The organism is Roseovarius sp. MBR-6, assembly GCF_040547525.1.
In the GTDB taxonomy this organism is placed as follows: Bacteria; Pseudomonadota; Alphaproteobacteria; order Rhodobacterales; family Rhodobacteraceae; genus Roseovarius.
Genome location: NZ_JBEPPW010000030.1, coordinates 1 through 18,248 on the forward strand (window position 1 = coordinate 1; position 18,248 = coordinate 18,248).

Sequence of the window (18,248 nt, forward strand, 5' to 3'; positions counted from 1 at the left end):
CTATTTGGGCAGCGCACGCGCCATGGCGCTTAGTGCCCCGCCACTGGCCTACTTTTGCACCGCCACGTGGCCGGTTTTGTCTCCGCCGTTGACAGGTGTGTCGCTGAACGCCCCGCAGGTCGCTATCCCTAGCCTCCCGCGGCCCGATGATGCCTGAGGTTAACCCCGTTCTGGTCGCGCTCGTTGTCGTTGCGCTTGGCATATGCCTGATGCCCCACGAATGACCGGGCAAAGCGCCCGAGCGAACCGGCATCCCGCCCATTGCCCCCACGACGGTGTGGCTCAGTCATTGCCCCGCCTCACGCCTCAAGCCAGGCGGTGCACAGTCAGCCGCCTGCGTTGCGCGAGCGCGCGCGAAAGGCCCAAACTCCGTTGACCCCCATGCAGGGCGCAGGGTTTGCAGGATCGTGGTTGATCATCTCGCCCTCCTTCCGTCCTGTCACGCGCGAATGCACGCGAACTGATGCCATATCAAGTTCGACCGCTTGCATCGAGGCGGGGTTAGCGGCGGGTCTGGTTCGTCCTGATTGCCGCTTGACCGCTGGACCTTGAAAACTCCCCCGGCACCTCGTTTCCCGCCTTCAGAAATCAGCACGCAGGACTCAACGTCGTTTCGTCCTGGGCAACGCGCACCTGGGCGGGCTCCGGCCCAGGGCGAGCTTTCCCGACTCCTCGCTCGACAAACGGAGCCTGCCCAATCTGACAACGAAGGATTGACACATGACCGACCCTATCTTCATCGCTAAGGCCGACGCCGACGCGAAAACCCCTGCCTTCCAACAAGCCCTGAAACGTGCGAACGAATTGGGCGTGGACCTCGTTCACGTCACCTCGCAGATGGCCGTCGTGCCGCACGCCAAGCGCCGCGACCCGCGCGCATATGCGCAGGCGAAGCACGCAGCCACGATCCTGGGCACCACCGTGTCCTTCGGCGACCCTGAAGGCGACGCGAACAACCCGCCCGCGAAGTTCACGGCGACCCACCTCGACACGGAAGACGCCCTGTATATCCTCGCCGGGAAAACCAACCCCCGCGACTACCAGCGCATGACGACGAAGGCGCGCAACGAGCAGCGCCGTATCGTTCCCCTGCGTTCCTGGGATGATGCGCCCGAGCAGGTCCGCGACGCCCTCGCCGCTGACGTCTGAACATGGGCCGCGAAAAGGACCTGTGGACGCTCGTCGTCGGGCAGGCCTACTCCGACGCGTTCGCCCCAACGGCGGGCACGTCGGTGTCCGATCAATCGCAAGCCTTGTGCTTCCTCCTCGACACGACAGGCCCCTGGGCCGCACGTCGCGACGAGGTGGCGTCATACCTCGACGGGCGCGGCGACGCAGTCAGAGACCTCGCCTTGCGCGTGCTAAACGGGCAGGCCGACATCCCAGGGCTTAACGGGCGGCAGACCGTCAACCTCGAACGCGCCCGACGTATCAGGAACGGAGACTTGGAAATGCCTGAAATCGAACCCGAAGAAATCGAACCCGCGACCGAGAAGGAGCGCCCGCCCGCGCGTTCCCACCCGTCCTTCAACGGCCACTGGTTGTGCTTCAAGGTCCGCGAGGACGGCACCTTGGTCCTGCCAAAGGACTCGTCGCTCAAGGGCATCTACGACGGCCTGCCCCTGCCCAATGGCTCGTCCTTCATGGCGCGCACAATGCGCGCACTGACTCGCCCTTATGGCGCGTCTCTCGCGTCCCTGCGCATCGCCTGCGCGCACTGGCCGGACATCATCCCCGACCTGTGCTCGAAGTATGACCTTGAACTGGTGGTCAAGATGGAGACCGTCGAGATCGAGGGCGGCGGCATCGAAGTGATCGACGGCGAGACCAAGGCGCACCTCAGACGACGCCTTCCACCCGCTTCATGATCGCGTCAGCAACTGCCTGCACCGACGACCGAAGGTCAGGCGACACGATGTAGTGACCATCCGTCCCGCCGAGACCCTTGCCGACCTGTGCCCGCCGCTGGGTGTCGCCAATGCCGATCTCGACCGCCACGGTCTGCCATTCCTTGCGGCATTGCTTCGGGGTCCAGCGATCCGCGCCGCGCGTCACGGTCGGCAGCGTCTGCAACCGACCGCCCGTCGGTCCCGTGAAGACATACTCCCGCCGTCCGGTCATCGCCTCAAGACGGCGCAACTGCGCGACCGACCACGACGACAACGCAATCTCCCGGTAGTCGGTGGTCTTGGTCATTCCGAACCACACCTTGCCCGCGTCGAGGTCAACCTGATCCCAACGCATCGCGAGCACTTCGGTTGGGCGCATACCTGTCAGCAGGGCGACCTTCATCGCCGACTTCGGGATGACCGTCATCTTGTCCACCTGCCGCCACCATGCCCGAATGTCCGAGATACGCTCGACGGCGTTCTGGGCTTTCAGCGACGCCCAACCTTCCGGCAGACCGATCCCGTCGCCTGCAACGTCAATCACCATCGGGTGCAACGTGACGGGCACCTCCTTTTTCGCGACCGCGTAGTTGAACAGCACCTGGACGGCGTTGAAGAACATCTGTGCCGAGCGGCGACCGCGCGTGCGCGACAGGTTGCGCCATGTCGTTGAGGACAGTTCGGGGGTGATGCTGGTGATGGGACGATCCCACCAACCTTTCGGCCATTCGAGGGTCGCGGCATACGCCCCATCCTTGCCGTAGCTGTCCGCGCCGCCGAGGTAGCGCCGCTGCTGGTTGATGTGCGTCTCTGCCCGTCGCGCCTTTTCCGGCCCGTGTTCTTCCAGGATCGAGGCGCGCTTGTGCGCCTCATACATTGCCCAGACCTGACCGACGGTCAGTTCATCCGCGCGCCGTTTCGCCTTCCCGCGAATGATGCGCTGCGCCATCTGATCACTCAGGTCTTCGGGACGTGCCTCACGAATGCCGGAAAGGATGCGGGCATAGGTTTGGTCGTCGTCGGTAAGCTGCTTCGCGCGCGGATCGACGCCGCGACGGATTTCGGGTAGCAGCACGTCCCGCGCAACGGCGCGCGCCTCGTTCGCTTTGGTAACGTCCGCCCGACCGATCTTCACGCGGATGAATCTTCCTGCGTGTTCGCCTGCGGCATAGTAGGTCTTGGTTCGCTGACCGACGGAAAGGTTGAACCCTGAAAGTTCGCTATCGTGGACCCACAGGGTGCTTGCATCCTGGTAGGGCAGGCTGTCCACGAGCGCCTGCGTGATCTTCTGGTGTGGCATGACCGACCTCATCGCTTTGACCGAATTTTGACCGCTTGGTCAGCGATGTTGTCGGGCAACGTCGGTAGAATGCTCAACCGGACATTTGAGGTAGCGCGTTGAATTTATTGGGGTTAGTCAGCATCTTGCCCGCGAGCGTAGCGGTATGGGCAAGATAAATGGCTCCGGCGGTAGGGGCTGAAGCAATCCAATGAAATCAATGACTTAGTTTGCGATCATACTGCGATTATCCCGTAGCGTGTCATGGGCTCGTTGCGAATTCAAGTCTCATTCTGTGTCCCCGGTTCGATATCGGTCTTGGCGCGCAAGAGCGAGCACGCGGCACCCGCGATGATATCACCCGGATACTGGCAAAGGATGGAAGGCGCCGGTCCTCTGCAGCTCACTTGACCATGTCTCGGGCAGGTTGCCAGAGACAGGTAATCGAGCTGGTTTCTCTGGCCGATGTTTTCCTTCCAGGTCTACCCCGGCAACTTGGGAAAGCCGGATCGAGGTAGAAGGCCGCCCTGTCCAGCTCCGCACGACCAACGTGGCCTGCGGACCGGACAACCGACCATGGGCCAGTCGCTTTGCGAAACTCAGCCGGAGGGCAAGACTTTCGACGTCTGCTGACCCAGGCCCGCGATCCCGAGGGTGACGACCTCGCCCCCCCGCAAGTAACGCTGCGGCGACTGGCCCATGCCGACGCCCGGCGGCGTGCCGGTCGAGATCACATCGCCGGGGTGCAGGCTCATGAATTGGCTGCAATAGGACACAAGCTGCGGGATCTTGAAGATCAGCGTCGCGGTGGTGCCCGTCTGCATCCGCGCGCCATCCACGTCGAGCCACATATCGAGTGCGTCGATGTCCTCGATCTCGTCCAGCGTCACAAGCCAAGGCCCCGTCGGCCCGAAGGTGTCGCAGCCCTTGCCCTTGTCCCATGTTCCGGCGCGTTCGATCTGGAATTCGCGCTCCGAGACATCGTTGACCACGCAGAGCCCGGCGACGTGATCCATCGCGTCCGCCTCGTCAATATAGGCGCCGGGCTCGCCGATGACGACTCCCAGTTCGACCTCCCAGTCGGTTTTCACAGAGCCGCGGGGGATCTGGATCGGATCGTTCGGGCCGACAATCGCCGAGGTCCATTTGTTGAAGATGATCGGCTCATCTGGGATCGGCATGCCGGCCTCTTCGGCGTGATCGGCATAGTTCAGACCGATGCAGACGAATTTTCCGATACCGCTGACGCAGGGCCCGAGCCGCAGATCCTCTTGTGGGGTGCCCTCCACCACGGGCAGCGTGTCGATATCGAGATCCTGAAGGGCTTTCAGACCGGCGGGCCGCAACACCTGGCCTGCGATATCCGGCACGATGCCGGAGAGATCGCGCACGCGCCCCGATGTGTCGAGCAGGCCCGGCTTTTCGGCCCCGGGTGCGCCATGTCGGAGAAGTTTCATTGGATGTCCTTACCTTCGGAGAGTTGGGTCGTGTGGTTCTGGTGTGTCTGCCCCGGAGTGAGACCGGAAATCGCCTGGATCAGGCTGTCCTCGGTGACCTCTTCGGAGGTGAATGTGCACATGACTCGGCCCGAATACATCGCCACGATGCGATCCGAGACATGTAGTACCTCGGGCATTTCCGAGCTGATGACGATCACCGCGTAGCCATGGGCCGCCAGATCACGGATCAGGTTGTGAATCTCGGACTTGCTGCCCACGTCGATGCCGCGCGTGGGCTCGTCCACGATCAGCACGCTGGGGCGCATCGCCAGCCATTTGCCGATCACGATCTTCTGCTGATTGCCGCCCGAGAGATTGCCCACCACCTGTTTCCAGCCCGGGGTGCGGATATCGAGCTTGTCGCGATATTGATCGAAGATCGCGATCTCGGAGCCTTCGGCCACGAAGGGCCCGGCCTTGAGGTCATCGACCTGCGGCAGGGTCATGTTGTCGCGGCAGTTCATGCCCAGCACCAAGCCTTGCGCCTTGCGGTCCTCGGGGACGAGGGAAATGCCACGCGCGATGGCATCGGCGGGGGAATGGATGCGGACCTTTTCGCCGTTCAGGTGAATGGTCCCGGCAGAGGGCTCGCGCAGGCCAAAGAGGGTTTCGGCGATCTCGGTGCGCCCGGCCCCGACAAGGCCGTAGAACCCCAGCACCTCGCCGTTGCGCACGGCAAAGCTCACATCCGCGAACAGATCCCCGCAGGACAGACCGCGCACCTCGAGCGCGATCTCGCCCATCTGGTGATGGCTTTCGACGCGGCTCAGGTCGAGGCTGCGCCCGATCATCAGCTGCGTCACCTCTTCCTCATTGGTCTCGGCGGTGTTGAGCGTGCCGCGATACTCCCCGTCGCGCAGCACGCTGATGCGGTCGGTGATCTTGAAGATCTCCTCCATCCGGTGCGAAATGTAGATGATTCCCACCCCGTGCGATTGCAGATCCGCGATCACGTCGAACAGCACCACCTTTTCGGCATCGGTGAGCGAGGCAGTCGGCTCGTCGAAGATCACCGCCTTGGCGTCGACGGTCAGGGCGCGGGCGATCTCGACCATCTGCTGATTGGCGATGGACAGATCGCCGACACGGGTGCGGGCATCGAAGCCGACCTTGAGTTTTTCGAGGATCCGGTTGGTCCGCGCATAAAGTTCGCTCCAATCCACCAGACCGAACCGCTTTTCCGGCAATTCACCAAGATAGATGTTTTCCGCGACGCTCAGCTCTTCGGCGAGGCTGAGTTCCTGATGAATGAAGACGATGCCCTTGGCCTTGGCGTCGAGCGGGCCGGACATCACCACCGGCTGCTCATTCACGATGATCCGGCCCTCGTCGGGCTGATGGATGCCACCCAGCACCTTCATCAGGGTGGATTTCCCGGCACCGTTTTCGCCCATCAGGGCATGGACTTCGCCGGGCAGAATGCTGAGCGAGACACCATCGAGGGCCCGTACGCCGGGAAATGTCTTGACGATACCTTCCAGCTGCAGAACGGGGATTTGCGTGGTCATATCTTCAATTCCTCCTTGCCCTTGACGTTCAACTGCCGGTCCAACAGCAGCACCGCGATCAGGATCAGGCCGATCACCAGGTTGACGGTCGAGGTGTCGGCGCCGATATGCGCCAGCCCCTTGCGCAGAAGCTGGATCGCCAGCACGCCCCCGAAGGTCGAGATGATCGACCCCGCCCCGCCGCTGAGCTTGGTGCCGCCGAGCACCACCGCCGTGATCACCCAAAGCTCGTAAAGCTCGCCGTCATTGGGATTGACCGAGCCGCTTTCCGCGTAGAACACCACCGCCGAGAGCGCGGCCAGAGCGCCGATGATCATGAAATTGATCATCATGTGCGGCCCCACCCGGATGCCCGCATTGACCGCCGCCTCGCGATTGTCGCCGATGGCATAGGCGTTGCGGCCATGCACGGTCTTGTTCATCAGGAACCAGATCGCGGCGGTGACCAGCAGCAGGACCCATGTCGCGGTGTGCAGGCCAAGGAATTGAGCCTCGGCGAAATCCACCAGCGTCCAGTTGAGATGGCTGGTCGGCTGTTCGCCGTTATACATGAACACCAGCCCGCGATAACCCAGCATCGCGCCCAGCGTGACGATGAAGGCGTCGACCCCGGTTTTCCACACGATCAACCCGTTGATCGCGCCCAGCACGGTGCCGGTGAGCAGCGCCAGAAGACAGGCGACGGGGATGACCCAATCGCCCAGCCCGCCAAAGACCGGCCATGTCATCGCATCCAGAAGCACGACTGCGCTGAGCGCGTAGGTGGCCCCGACGGAGAGGTCGATATTGCCGTTGACCATGACGATCGTCATACCCATGGCGATGATGCCGATGGGGGCTGACTGCTTGAACAGCAAGAGCATGTTGCCCGCGTCCATGAAGGCCTTGTCGCTGAGCGACAGGACGTCGCCCGCCACGGTGAAAAAGATCAGCTCGAGGACGATGAAGCCCCAGATCGCGCCGCGCTTGAGAAAACTGCCGAGAGTACCGGTTGCCATTGCTGTTCTCCTCTTCACGCGATGGGGGACCAGAGGCGGCCACGCTTGGCCGCGATATCAAGCCAGACGGCGAGAATGATGATGACCCAGGTCACCACATACTGGACATAGAAGGGCAGCCCGACGAGCAGCAGCCCGTTCTGGATGAAGCCGAGGATCAGCACGCCGATCACCGTCTTGAAGATCGTCCCCGATCCGCCCATCAGCGACGCGCCCCCCAGGATCACGGCTGCGAGCACCTCAAGCTCCAGCCCCTGCCCCACGGTGTTCTGCGACCCCATCGAGCGGCTGGCCTGCAACAGCCCGGCGGTGGCCACGCAAAAGGCCGAGACCAGATAACAGCTGAACACCACCCGGGCGCGCGGAATGCCCGAAAACGTCGCTGCCGTGCCATTTCCGCCCACGGCATAGATCTTGCGCCCGAAGGGCGTCTTGGCGAGCGCCGTGCCGAGGCCCAAGGCGAGCAGCAGGAAGATCAGGATGGGCACGGGGATGCCAAGCGCGCTGCTCTGGCCGAACAGGCTGAACCAGGTGCCGTCCTTGTCGGCGATATCCATGTTCTTGCCGCCTGACCAGGTGAGCGTGAGACCATGGATGGCCGAAAGCATCCCCAGGGTGACGATCAGCGAGTTGAGCCTGAGATAACCGACGAGGAACCCGATGAAGGCCCCGAGCGCAAGCGTCATCGCGAACATCGCCGGAATCGCCAGCGCCGGGCCGATCTTGTCATGCAGGTCGAGTACGACGATGGTGGAAAACGACATCATCGAGCCGACCGAGAGGTCGAGATTGCCGCTGATCACCACGAAGGTCACGCCAAGCGCCATGACGCCCAGAATGGCCGAGGAGCGGATGACCCCCATGACATTGTCTGGATCGAGAAACCGGCCATTGGCCAGCGTGAAACCGATCATGAAAAGGGCAAAAGCGACCAGAATGCCCTGTCGGGCCAGAAAGCCGCCGATGTCTTTTTTCGTGAGTGTCGCCATCTTCTCCTCCGTCTGGCCCCATCCTCCAGCGCCCTGAACTGCGCGTCGAACGCCGGTCTGATCCGCGTGCCGACTACGCGCGGGGCGTCGGGCACACACGGCTTTCACACCTCGCCCTGGCCTCGATGTTAACACGTCTCGCGGGACCGGATGAGCGCGGTCCACGCCGCGCCCGGCATGATCGCACGCCAGGTCTCAGAACACTGGCTTGCTAAATTCGCCCATGTTGTCCTGGGTAATCTTGGGCGTGTCGAAATAGTTGAGGAACGGCACGTCCTTGCCGTCGAGCACGTCGATCGCGGTCTGCAATGCTGCCTCGGCGTCATCGACAGGGGACTGGTAGATCGAGCCCCAGTAGTCGCCGCGCTCCATCGCCTCATAACCAACCGCGAAATTGGTGGCACCAACGAAAATGATACCGTCACGTCCGGCGGCACGGGCGGCGTTGAGTGCGCCCACACCCATGTTGTCGTCGCCGGCATAGACCCCGTCGATGTCGTTATACTTGGTCACGAAGGCCTCCATGACCTTCTGCGCCTTTTCGCGGTTCCAGTCGCCCGGCTGGGTGTCAAGGACGGTGACATCGGGGCAGATCTCGGGCAGGCGATCCTCGAACCCCCTGGCGCGTTCGATGGCAGTGGTATAGCCCGGCTGGCCGGTGATGTGCACGACCTGCGCCTCTTCGGCGATGCCCATGTCCTTGAACTTGTCGCACATGATCTCGGCGGCGCGCGCGCCTTGCGTGACGTTGTTGGGCCCCGAGAAGGATGCGATGAAGTCGAACCCCTGCTCGTCGATGTTGGAGTTGGTCACGATCACCGGGATACCGGCCTTCTTGGCCTTGCGCACGGCGGGGATCACAGCCTCGCCATTGGTCGGCCAGATGATGATGGCATCAACCTCACGCTGGATAAGGTCCTCGATCTGTGCGATCTGGCGGGCCACGTCGCCGCCTGCATCCAGAACGACGGTCTCGATGCCGTCATCCGCTTCTGCGGCCGTGATGAACGCGCGCTCATAGGTTGTCTGATAGCTATCCACGCCGACGTTGTTCTGCGTGATGCCGATCCTGTAGCCATCGGCCTGGGCCGCGCTGGCCAGAGCGGTGCTGGCCACGGTCGCCGCGAGAACTGTACGAAATTTCATCAGGCTCTCCTCCCCGAATGTTCCTGTCATGTGCATTCCCCCCTCCTCCGAAACGAGGGAATCACCGCCCGGAGTGCCGGACGACTGGTGAAAGCTTGCGCTCAAAGGCGCTCCGGCAATGCAGTAAATATATCAATATTGGATAATTTTATATTCAATATGGATATATCGTCGATACTTTCCGCATCCGGATTTCGACAATGTGAAGAGGAGACCCGCGATGGTGAAATCGAATCCATCCAAATTGAAGAAGTCTGCGGCGGGTGCCCCGCGCGGACCGGCAAAGGAGCCTGCCGCCCTCATGAACGCGATGAGCGAAAACGCGGAGAGACCGATGCATGCGTCCATCGCGACGGGCGACCTGCTGCGCATCCTGTCCTATCTGGAGGAATGCAGCAACGAGTTGGAGACCGCCATCGAGTTGCAGGATCCCAACCCGGTTTTCCGCATGGCGCTGCACGCGATCAAGGGACATCTCGAGGCCAAGGTGATGACGCCCACATCCCTGATCGCCGCCAGCAACGTGCCCTATGCCACCGCCAGCCGGCGCCTGCGGGAGATGATCGAGGCAGGGCTGATCGAACAGCGCCCGCGCACGAAGACGGGCAAGAGCTTTTCCCTGCATCCCAGCGAAAAGCTGCTGGAGCAATGGAGCCAGATGTCGGAACGGGTGCGGCGGCTGGCCGAAACCCATTTCAACAGTCACGCCAGCCGCGAAGAGGCGCGGGACTACTATTTCGGCGGCTCCTACATGACCGCCCGCGCGATCCCGCCGCTTCAGGTTCTGCCCGAACCGCTCAAGCTCGCAGGCGGCATGCGCGTGCTGGTACATGGCGATCCGACCTTCATGGTCATGGAGAACCTCAAGCGGCAGTTCGAACAGGTGATCGGCACACAAATCCATCAGCGCGCCTTTTCCATCGACCGGCTGCGCGACGAGGCGCTGCGCAACGCCGAGCGCAACGCCAGCCGCTACGACATCATCGCGCTTGATCTGCCCTGGATCGGCGAGTTCGCCGACAAGGGCATCCTGATGCCGCTCGACGAGGTCATGGATGTGGCGCGGCTTGACCCGGCGGATTTTCATACCGCAGGCTGGACGGCTGCGCATTGGGGCGGGCGGCCCTATGCCGTGCCCGCGCAGACCACGCCCGAGCTTTTGTTCTATCGCCGCGATCTCTTTGCTGCGGCGGGGCTGGAGCCGCCCGCCACCACCGATCAGCTGCTCACCGCCGCGCGCGCGATGCACGCCCCGCAAAAAGGCCGCTACGGCATCGGCTGGAACGCGGCGCGCGGCACCGCGCTCGGCCATACCGTGCTGATGACGATGGCGGATTTTGGCCAGCCGATACTCGATCTGCCCGAGATGGCGGGGGGCTTTGACACGGATGGGCTGGCGGCGCGCGACTACCGCGTGACTATCGACACTGACAAGGGGCTGAAGGCGGCGGAATTCCTGATGGAACTGCTGCGCTATTCGCCGCCCGATATCCTGTCGATGTCCTGGTACGAGCGGGTACGCCCCTATGCGGCAGGCCGGATCGCCATGGCCTATGGCTACACCCTGCTGGCCCCATATTTCGAGCTTGACCCGTCCTCGCCCGCGCATGGGCAGACCGGCTATCTGCCGCATCCACATGGGCCGGGGGCAGCCAATGTGGCCCCTGTCGGGGGCTATGTGATGGGTATTCCGGCCAATCTCGCGCCCGAGCGGGTGGCGGCGGCGGTCGAGGCGCTGCGCGTCTTCACCAGCCCGGAGGCGCAGAAGCTCTATGTGCAGAACGGCAGCCGCACCAATCCGCGCTATTCGGTCGGGGCCGACGCCGAGGTGCGCCGCGCTTCGCCCATATTCGAAGCGGTCGATGCCATGTCCTGGCGCGACGAGCTGCAATTCTGGCCGCGCCCGCCGGTGCCAGAGATCACCGGGATCATCCAGATCTGCGGTGAGGAATTCCACGACATGCTGCGCGGTCTTATCAGTCCCCGCGCCGCCCTGCGCCAGGCCCAGGAACGGGCCGAGGCGCTGATCGAACACCCCGGACCATCGTGACTTGAGGAGGAGAGACCCATGGACCCGAACCGCCTGAACGGCAAAAACATTCTGATCACCGGTGCCGCGCGCGGCATGGGGGCCGCCAATGCCGAAAGCTTTGCCGCGCAGGGCGCCAATGTCTGCCTTGGCGACCTCGACGAGGCCGAGGCACAAAAGGTCGCCGACCGCATCAACGCCGCCGGAAATGGCCGGGCGATCGCGGTCAGGATGGACGTGACCAGCCGCGCCGACAATGCAAGCGCCGTCGCCGCCACGGTCGAGGCGTTCGGCTCGATCAATGTGGGTCTGTTCAATGCGGGTCTGAACAAGCCCCGGTTCTTCATGGATATCGACGAAGACAACTGGGACCTGATCATGAACGTCAACACCAAGGCGATGTGGCTCGGCATGCAGGAAACCGCCCGCCAGATGATTGCCCAGGGCCCGATGGAGGGCCACCCCTACAAGCTGATCAACGTGGGCAGCATCGCCAGCCGAAAGCCGCTGGTCGATGTGACGGTCTATTGCACCTCGAAATACGGCTGTCTCGCGCTTACCCATTGCGGGGCCATCGGATTGGCCGAGCACAACATCACCGTCAACGGCTATGCGCCGGGTGTGGTGGTCACGCCGCTCTGGGAGCAGTTGGACAAGGACCTTGTCGATATCGGCTTCAAGGAGCGCGAGGGCCAAGCCTATGACGACATCGTGCGCGACGCGCTGCAGATCAAGCGGGTCAGCTATCCCGATGACATCACCGGCACGGCGTCGTTCCTTGCCAGCGACGACAGCGACTACATGACCGGCCAGATGATCCATATCGACGGCGGCTGGTGCATCCAGTGACGCCCATGGGCCTCGGCCCGATGCATCCCCAGCCATGCACCCAACACCGCGCGACCACCGCGCAACCAAAGGAGTTTTCACATGACACGCGCCCTGATGCCCAATTTGCTCACCCCGCAGGATCTCGAACCCAACTGGGAATGGCGCGACCGGCTGCCCGCATGGGGCCACACCTCGGTCGATTTCGAGCGCCGGATCGACCATGACCGGCTGCGCCGCTACCGCCTTGCGCGGACCCGTCAGGCGCTACAGGCCTCGGGCGCGGGCACGCTCTTGCTGTTTGACGTGAACAACATCCGCTATGTCTCGGCCACCAAGATCGGCGAATGGGAGCGCGACAAGATGTGCCGCTTCTGCCTGCTCACCGGCGATGACAGCCCCTATGTGTGGGATTTCGGCTCTGCCGCTGTACATCACCAGCGCTATTCCGACTGGCTGGAACCCGATCACTGCCTTGCGGGTGTGGTCGGCATGCGCGGCACGATCCCGCCGGAATTTGGCCTGATGCGCAAGTACGCCAAGGATATCGCCCGGCTCATCCGCGAGGCCGGCATGGCCGACATGCCGGTCGGGGTGGACTATGCCGAAACCGCGATGTTCCACGCGCTTCAGGAGGAAGGGATCAACGTGATCGACGGCCAGCAGATCATGCTGGCGGCGCGCGAGATCAAGAACTGGGACGAGATCCAGTTGCTGACGCAGGCCGCCGCGATGGTCGATGGCGTCTATCACATGATCTACGAGGAGCTGAAGCCGGGCGTGCGCGAAAACGACATCGTGGCCCTCAGCAACAAGATGCTCTACGAGATGGGCAGCGATGACGTCGAGGCGATCAACGCCATCTCCGGCGAGCGTTGCAACCCGCATCCGCACAACTTCACCGACCGGCTTTTCCGGCCCGGCGATCAGGCGTTTTTCGACATCCTGCAAAGCTATCAGGGCTATCGCACCTGCTATTACCGGACTTTCAATATCGGGCGTGCCACACCCGCGCAGAACGACGCCTATGTCAAGGCACGCGAATGGATCGACGCCTCCATCGCGATGATCAAGCCGGGGGTGAGCACCGACAAGGTGGCCGAGGTCTGGCCCAAGGCCGAAGAGTTCGGCTTTCCCTCCGAAGAGGCGGCCTTCGGCCTGCAATTCGGCCACGGCCTCGGTCTTGCCCTGCACGAGCGGCCCATTATCAGCCGCGCCGTCAGCCTCGATCACCCGATGGAGATCCAGACGGGCATGGTCTTCGCGCTGGAGACCTATTGCCCCGCCGCCGACGGCTACTCCGCCGCGCGGATCGAGGAAGAGGTGGTGGTGACGCCAACCGGCTGCGAGGTGATCAGCCTCTTCCCGGCCGAGGATCTGCCGATTGCGAACCGGTATTGATCATGGCCAATCCGTTTGATCTGACTGGCCGCAAGGCCCTTGTCACCGGCGGCGCGACCGGCATCGGCGAGGGCATCGCCCTCGGCCTTGCCGCCGCCGGGGCCGATGTGGCGCTGACCTATCGCAGCCATCAGCCCGAAGAGACTCTTGGCAAGATCGAAGCGCTGGGGCGCAAGGGCGCGGCGGTAAAGGCCGATTTCACCGGCATGGGCCGCGCCGGGGCCGAAGAGGTCGTGCGCTTTGCCACCGATGCGCTTGGCGGGCTGGATATCCTCGTCAACAATGCCGGAATCATCCACCGCGAGGACAGCACCGATCTGGCGCTGGAGGACTGGCAGCGCGTGCTCTCGGTCAATCTCGATTCGGTCTGGCTGCTGTCACAGGCGGCGGGCAGGCACATGGTCGCGCAAGGCTCGGGGCGGATCATCATCGTGTCCTCGGTTCTGGGCGCGCAGGGCGGGCTGCGCGTGCCCGCCTATGCCGCCAGCAAACATGCGGTGCTCGGCCTGACCAAGGCGCTGTGCAACGAATGGGCACCGCAGGGCGTCAACGTCAACAGCATCGCGCCGGGCTACACCGCGACGGACAACACGCAGGCGTTGCGGGATGATCCTGAACGCGCACAGGCGCTGCTGGATCGAATCCCCGCGGGCCGCTTTGCCGACCCGTCGGAAATCGCCGGGGCCGCCGTCTTTCTGGCGTCGGACGCCGCCAGCTATTGCCACGGCAGCACCGTCACCGTCGATGGCGGCTGGCTCGCGCGCTGAGAGAGGAAAACAAATGGAACAGACACTTGCAGGCAAGACTGCGCTGGTCACGGCAGCGGCGAACGGGATCGGGCGCGCCAGTGCCGAAGCGATGGCCGCGCGCGGCGCGCAGGTGATCGCCACCGATATCGACGGCGCGGCGGTCGAGGCCTTCGCGCAGACCAGCCCCAACATCACCGGCCACCAACTGGACGTTCTTGATGCGGCGGCGGTCGAGGCGCTGATCGCCTCTGCCCCGCCCTTGCACATCCTGCTGAACTGCGCCGGATGGGTGCATGACGGCACCATCCTCGATTGTGACGAGGCGGTCTGGGATCGGTCTTTTGAGTTGAACGCCAAGGCGATGTTCCGCATCACCAAGGCGGTTTTGCCGGGCATGCTGGAGCTTGGGACCGGGTCGGTGATCAACATCGCCTCCATCGTGTCCAGCGAAAAGGGCGCGCCGCGCCGCTTTGCCTATGGCGCATCCAAGGCCGCGATCATCGGCATGACCAAGTCCATCGCGGCGGATTTCGTCAAACACGGCATCCGCTGCAACGCGATCTGCCCCGGCACGGTGCAAAGCCCGTCGCTGAACGAGCGGCTGGCGGCAACGGGGGATTTCGACAAAGCTCTTGCCGCCTTCAAGGACCGCCAGCCGATGGGGCGGCTTGGCCAGCCCGAGGAAATCGCGGAAATGGTCTGCTATCTGGCCGGGGACATGTCGGCCTTTACCACCGGGCAGGCCTTTGCCATAGATGGCGGGTGGTCGATCTGATGGGGTTGGAGCGGGCCGCCTCGATCGACGATCTGCGCCTGCGGGCCCGGCGGCGCATTCCGCGCTTTGCCTTCGATCTGGTCGATGGCGGTGCGGAAAGCGAGCGCAATATGCGCCGCAATGTTGAGGCCTTCGAGGAGATCGAACTGACGCCGCGCTACATGGTGGATGTCTCGGAGATCGACACGCGCGCCACGCTCTTTGGCCAGACCTATGACGCGCCCTTCGGCATGGCCCCCATCGGCATGCTCAATGCCTTCTGGCCGGGGGCGGACCTGACGCTGGCGCGCCTTTGCAAGCGTCGCAACATCCCCTATGTCGCAAGCTCTGCCGCCTCTACCAAGCTCGAGGCCCTGGCGAAGGCCGCCGACGGCAACGGCTGGTTTCAGCTCTATGTCTCGAGCGATGCGGAGGTGACCGAGGGCCTGATCGCGCGCGCCGAGGCGGCGGGCTATACCACGTTAATGGTCACCGCAGATGTGCCCGCAGCAGGCAAGCGCGACCGCGATATCCGCAATCAGCTTGCCGTGCCGTTCCGGATCACGCCCGAGGTGATCGCCGGGCTGATGGCCAATCCGCGCTGGTCTCTGGAAACGCTGATCCATGGCAAGCCGAACATCGCCAATTACGCCGACCTGTTGCAAAGCGCCACGTCCTATGCGGATGTTCAGAAGACCCTGATCACACCGGGTTTCACATGGGACGACCTGAAACGCCTGCGGGCGCGTTGGAAAGGCACGCTTCTGGTCAAGGGCATCCTGCATCCGCAAGACGCGGCCAAATGCGCGGACTTGGGCTGTGACGGCATCGTCGTTTCCAATCACGGGGGTCGGCAAGTGGCTTTTGGCCCCGCTACCATCGACGCGCTCCCGGCGATTGCCGAGGCTGTGGGGGAGCGGATGACCGTCATCCTCGACAGCGGCATTCGTCGTGGCGCGGATGTCTTGCGGGCCAAGGCGCGCGGCGCGGATTTCGCCTTTGCCGGTCGGGCATTTGCCTATGGTGTCGGCGCTGGAGGTGAGGCAGGCGCCGAGCGCGCCTTCGAATTACTGACCTTGGAATTGGTCCGCGCTTTAGGCCAACTCGGCGTTCCTGCCTACGAGGATGTCGAGTCATCGGTGCTTAGCACATTCCGCTAAAGCATGGCGCGGGGTTGATCGACCACTCCCGATCGGCGGGTACCGCGCGCAACCTCTGGATGTCGCCTACCGCATGTGGGCTCTGTCCGGCCCGCCGAGGCCCCGTCATCTGTAGATAAGGGTGGGCAGCCACATGGCGATGCCCGGCACGAAGGTCATCAACAGCAGGCAAGCGAGCAGCGGGATCAGGAACGGTGCGGTGGACACCACGCATTTCTCGAAGGGCACACCCGACACGCGACTGAGCACATAGAGCACCATGCCCACCGGCGGTGTCAGCAGACCGAGCATAAGATTCAGGACCATGATGACCCCGAAATGAACCGGGTCGATGCCCAGTTCCACCGCAACCGGCAACAACACCGGCACCAGGATTGTGATGGCCGCGACCGTCTCCATGAAGCAGCCGACCACCAAAAGGATCAGGTTGATGAGCAGCAGGATCACCCAAGGCCGGTCCGACAGTGCCAGCAGCACGGTCGCTGCTGCCTCGGGCACGCGGTTTGAAGTCAGGATCCATGCAAAGATCGACGCCGCCGCAACCACGAACAGCACCACGGCGGTGGTTTCGATCGTGTCGTAGCTGACACGCAGAAACCGCTTCAGCGACAGGGTGCGGTAGACGACGAGGCCCAGGAAAAGCGCGTAGGCACAGGCCGCGATGGCCGCTTCGGTCGGGGTGAAAGCCCCCGACAGGATGCCGCCGACGATGATGACGGGGGTCAACAGCGACAGAAAGGCTCGCGCGAAGGTCACCCACAGCAGTTTCAGCGCAAAAGGTTGATCGCGTTTGAAATTCCGCACGCGGGCGTAATAGGCGATCATCAGCATCAACGAAGCCGCCATCACCATGCTCGGCAGGAAGCCTGCTGCAAAGAGCTGACCGATGGACGCGCCCGATACCACGCCATAGATCACCATCGGAAGCGAGGGCGGGATGATTGGCCCGATGGTCGACGAGGCCGCTGTCACACCGACGGCAAAACCCGGATCATAGCCCGCATCGCGCATCGCCTTGATCTCGATGGAGCCAAGCCCGCCAGCATCGGCCACGGCGGCGCCGGACATGCCGGCAAAGATCACCGAGGCGCCGACATTCACATGCCCCAGCCCGCCGCGCATCCAGCCCACCAGCGCCAGCGCAAAGCTGAAGATGCGCTCGGTGATCCCGGCGCTGTTCATCAGGTTTCCGGCCAGGATGAAGAACGGCACCGCCAGCAACGGAAAGCTGTCAACCCCGTTGATGACCCGGTGCGCCACGATCAGCGGCGGCACATCCCCCATCAGGATGAAAAGCGCAGACCCTCCTGCCAGCGCGATGGCGACTGGCATGCCGCAAAGCAGCAGCACGCCGATAACAAGAAACAAGATCGTGAATGTCATCGGATCAGTCCACCCCTTTGAGGTCGCCGTGATCCTCCGGGTCGATCAAGCGGCTGGTGCCCATGCGGATATGCCTTACGGTGTTGATCAGACCGTACAGCGTCATACCCGCAAAGCAGACGGCAACATAGTAGTAGACAACGGATTTCGGCACTTCGATGGAGACCATCAACTGTGTCGTGCGTCCGGCAAGTTGCACTGTCAGGACGGTCATGCCGGCGTAGAACGCGGTCGAAAGGACGTCGATGACGAATTGCGACACCCGCCGCACCGGGCGCGGGACATAGCGATACAGGAATTCCACGGCGATGTGGGAATTCTTGCGCGCCGCCATGACCGACCCTGTAAAAGTAACCGCGATCAGCAGGAAACGCGCAATCTCCTCGGTCCATCCCAGCGAGTTGTTGAGCACGTAGCGGGTGAAGAACTGGAGAAAGACCACAAAGGCCAACACCCAGAAAATCACGAGGAGCGGATAATCCACCACGGACACATCCGCGAGGTCGATCTGCTCGTCCTCGAGCTCGACCTCGATTTTGGTTGTCCGTCGTCGAATGATTTGGAACAGGCGGCGTGATTTTGGTCTGGAGGGCTCCGGCTCTGTTGGTTGATGTTATGCTGCTTGGCGCTGATGGA

The 18,248-nt window shown here is 63.1% G+C and carries 16 protein-coding genes; 8 read left to right on the forward strand and 8 right to left on the reverse strand.

Translation table 11 applies throughout. From position 1 onward, the window contains the following. Positions 1–720 precede the first annotated feature (720 nt). Both ABIE57_RS19015 and ABIE57_RS19020 read left to right on the forward strand, forming a co-directional pair. Entirely contained in the window at positions 721–1,149 is a 429-nt protein-coding gene (locus ABIE57_RS19015) for a hypothetical protein (RefSeq protein WP_354540613.1), read from the forward strand. Between the two features lie 2 nt (positions 1,150–1,151). Further along, positions 1,152–1,868 (forward strand): hypothetical protein, encoded by a 717-nt coding sequence (locus ABIE57_RS19020; RefSeq protein ID WP_354540614.1) that lies wholly within the window; start codon positions 1,152–1,154, stop codon positions 1,866–1,868. Here the strand turns inward: ABIE57_RS19020 and ABIE57_RS19025 are convergent. From ABIE57_RS19025 to ABIE57_RS19050, 6 genes are all read right to left on the reverse strand, one after another. Further along, entirely contained in the window at positions 1,840–3,189 is a 1,350-nt protein-coding gene (locus ABIE57_RS19025) for a tyrosine-type recombinase/integrase (RefSeq protein WP_354540615.1), read from the reverse strand. The genes ABIE57_RS19020 and ABIE57_RS19025 overlap by 29 nt on opposite strands. A gap of 578 nt (positions 3,190–3,767) precedes the next feature. Further along, complete coding sequence (locus ABIE57_RS19030) at positions 3,768–4,625, reverse strand: fumarylacetoacetate hydrolase family protein (RefSeq protein WP_354540616.1); 858 nt, start codon at positions 4,623–4,625, stop codon at positions 3,768–3,770. Continuing rightward, on the reverse strand, positions 4,622–6,175 hold the full coding sequence (locus ABIE57_RS19035) for a sugar ABC transporter ATP-binding protein (RefSeq protein WP_354540617.1): 1,554 nt from the start codon (positions 6,173–6,175) through the stop codon (positions 4,622–4,624). The genes ABIE57_RS19030 and ABIE57_RS19035 overlap by 4 nt, the downstream gene beginning before the upstream one ends. Beyond that, on the reverse strand, positions 6,172–7,173 hold the full coding sequence (locus tag ABIE57_RS19040; RefSeq protein WP_354540618.1) for an ABC transporter permease: 1,002 nt from the start codon (positions 7,171–7,173) through the stop codon (positions 6,172–6,174). Before ABIE57_RS19040 ends, ABIE57_RS19035 begins: the two co-directional genes overlap by 4 nt. A 14-nt stretch (positions 7,174–7,187) precedes the next feature. Further along, positions 7,188–8,162, reverse strand: coding sequence for an ABC transporter permease (locus ABIE57_RS19045; RefSeq protein WP_354540619.1), 975 nt, complete (start codon positions 8,160–8,162; stop codon positions 7,188–7,190). 195 nt (positions 8,163–8,357) lie between these two features. After that, complete coding sequence (locus ABIE57_RS19050; RefSeq protein ID WP_354540620.1) at positions 8,358–9,308, reverse strand: sugar ABC transporter substrate-binding protein; 951 nt, start codon at positions 9,306–9,308, stop codon at positions 8,358–8,360. A 334-nt stretch (positions 9,309–9,642) separates the two neighbouring features. Between ABIE57_RS19050 and ABIE57_RS19055 the strand changes: the two genes are divergently transcribed. The 6 genes from ABIE57_RS19055 (at position 9,643) to ABIE57_RS19080 (ending at position 16,229) form a co-directional block, all read left to right on the forward strand. Beyond that, the gene (locus ABIE57_RS19055) at positions 9,643–11,358 is read left to right on the forward strand and encodes an extracellular solute-binding protein (protein WP_354540621.1); all 1,716 of its coding nucleotides are present in this window, start codon (positions 9,643–9,645) and stop codon (positions 11,356–11,358) included. 18 nt (positions 11,359–11,376) lie between these two features. Next, positions 11,377–12,186, forward strand: coding sequence for an SDR family NAD(P)-dependent oxidoreductase (locus ABIE57_RS19060; protein WP_354540622.1), 810 nt, complete (start codon positions 11,377–11,379; stop codon positions 12,184–12,186). Between the two features lie 81 nt (positions 12,187–12,267). Continuing rightward, the gene (locus ABIE57_RS19065) at positions 12,268–13,566 is read left to right on the forward strand and encodes a M24 family metallopeptidase (protein WP_354540623.1); all 1,299 of its coding nucleotides are present in this window, start codon (positions 12,268–12,270) and stop codon (positions 13,564–13,566) included. A 2-nt stretch (positions 13,567–13,568) separates the two neighbouring features. Further along, positions 13,569–14,333, forward strand: coding sequence for an SDR family oxidoreductase (locus ABIE57_RS19070; RefSeq protein WP_354540624.1), 765 nt, complete (start codon positions 13,569–13,571; stop codon positions 14,331–14,333). Between the two features lie 13 nt (positions 14,334–14,346). Beyond that, complete coding sequence (locus ABIE57_RS19075; protein ID WP_354540625.1) at positions 14,347–15,090, forward strand: SDR family oxidoreductase; 744 nt, start codon at positions 14,347–14,349, stop codon at positions 15,088–15,090. Beyond that, positions 15,078–16,229: an alpha-hydroxy acid oxidase gene (locus ABIE57_RS19080; RefSeq protein WP_354540626.1), complete on the forward strand. Its 1,152-nt coding sequence runs from the start codon at positions 15,078–15,080 to the stop codon at positions 16,227–16,229. Before ABIE57_RS19075 ends, ABIE57_RS19080 begins: the two co-directional genes overlap by 13 nt. A gap of 105 nt (positions 16,230–16,334) precedes the next feature. Here ABIE57_RS19080 and ABIE57_RS19085 read toward each other — a convergent pair whose 3' ends face one another. Next, entirely contained in the window at positions 16,335–17,612 is a 1,278-nt protein-coding gene (locus ABIE57_RS19085) for a TRAP transporter large permease (protein ID WP_354540627.1), read from the reverse strand. A 4-nt stretch (positions 17,613–17,616) separates the two neighbouring features. Next, entirely contained in the window at positions 17,617–18,099 is a 483-nt protein-coding gene (locus ABIE57_RS19090; protein WP_354540629.1) for a TRAP transporter small permease, read from the reverse strand. Positions 18,100–18,248 lie beyond the last annotated feature (149 nt).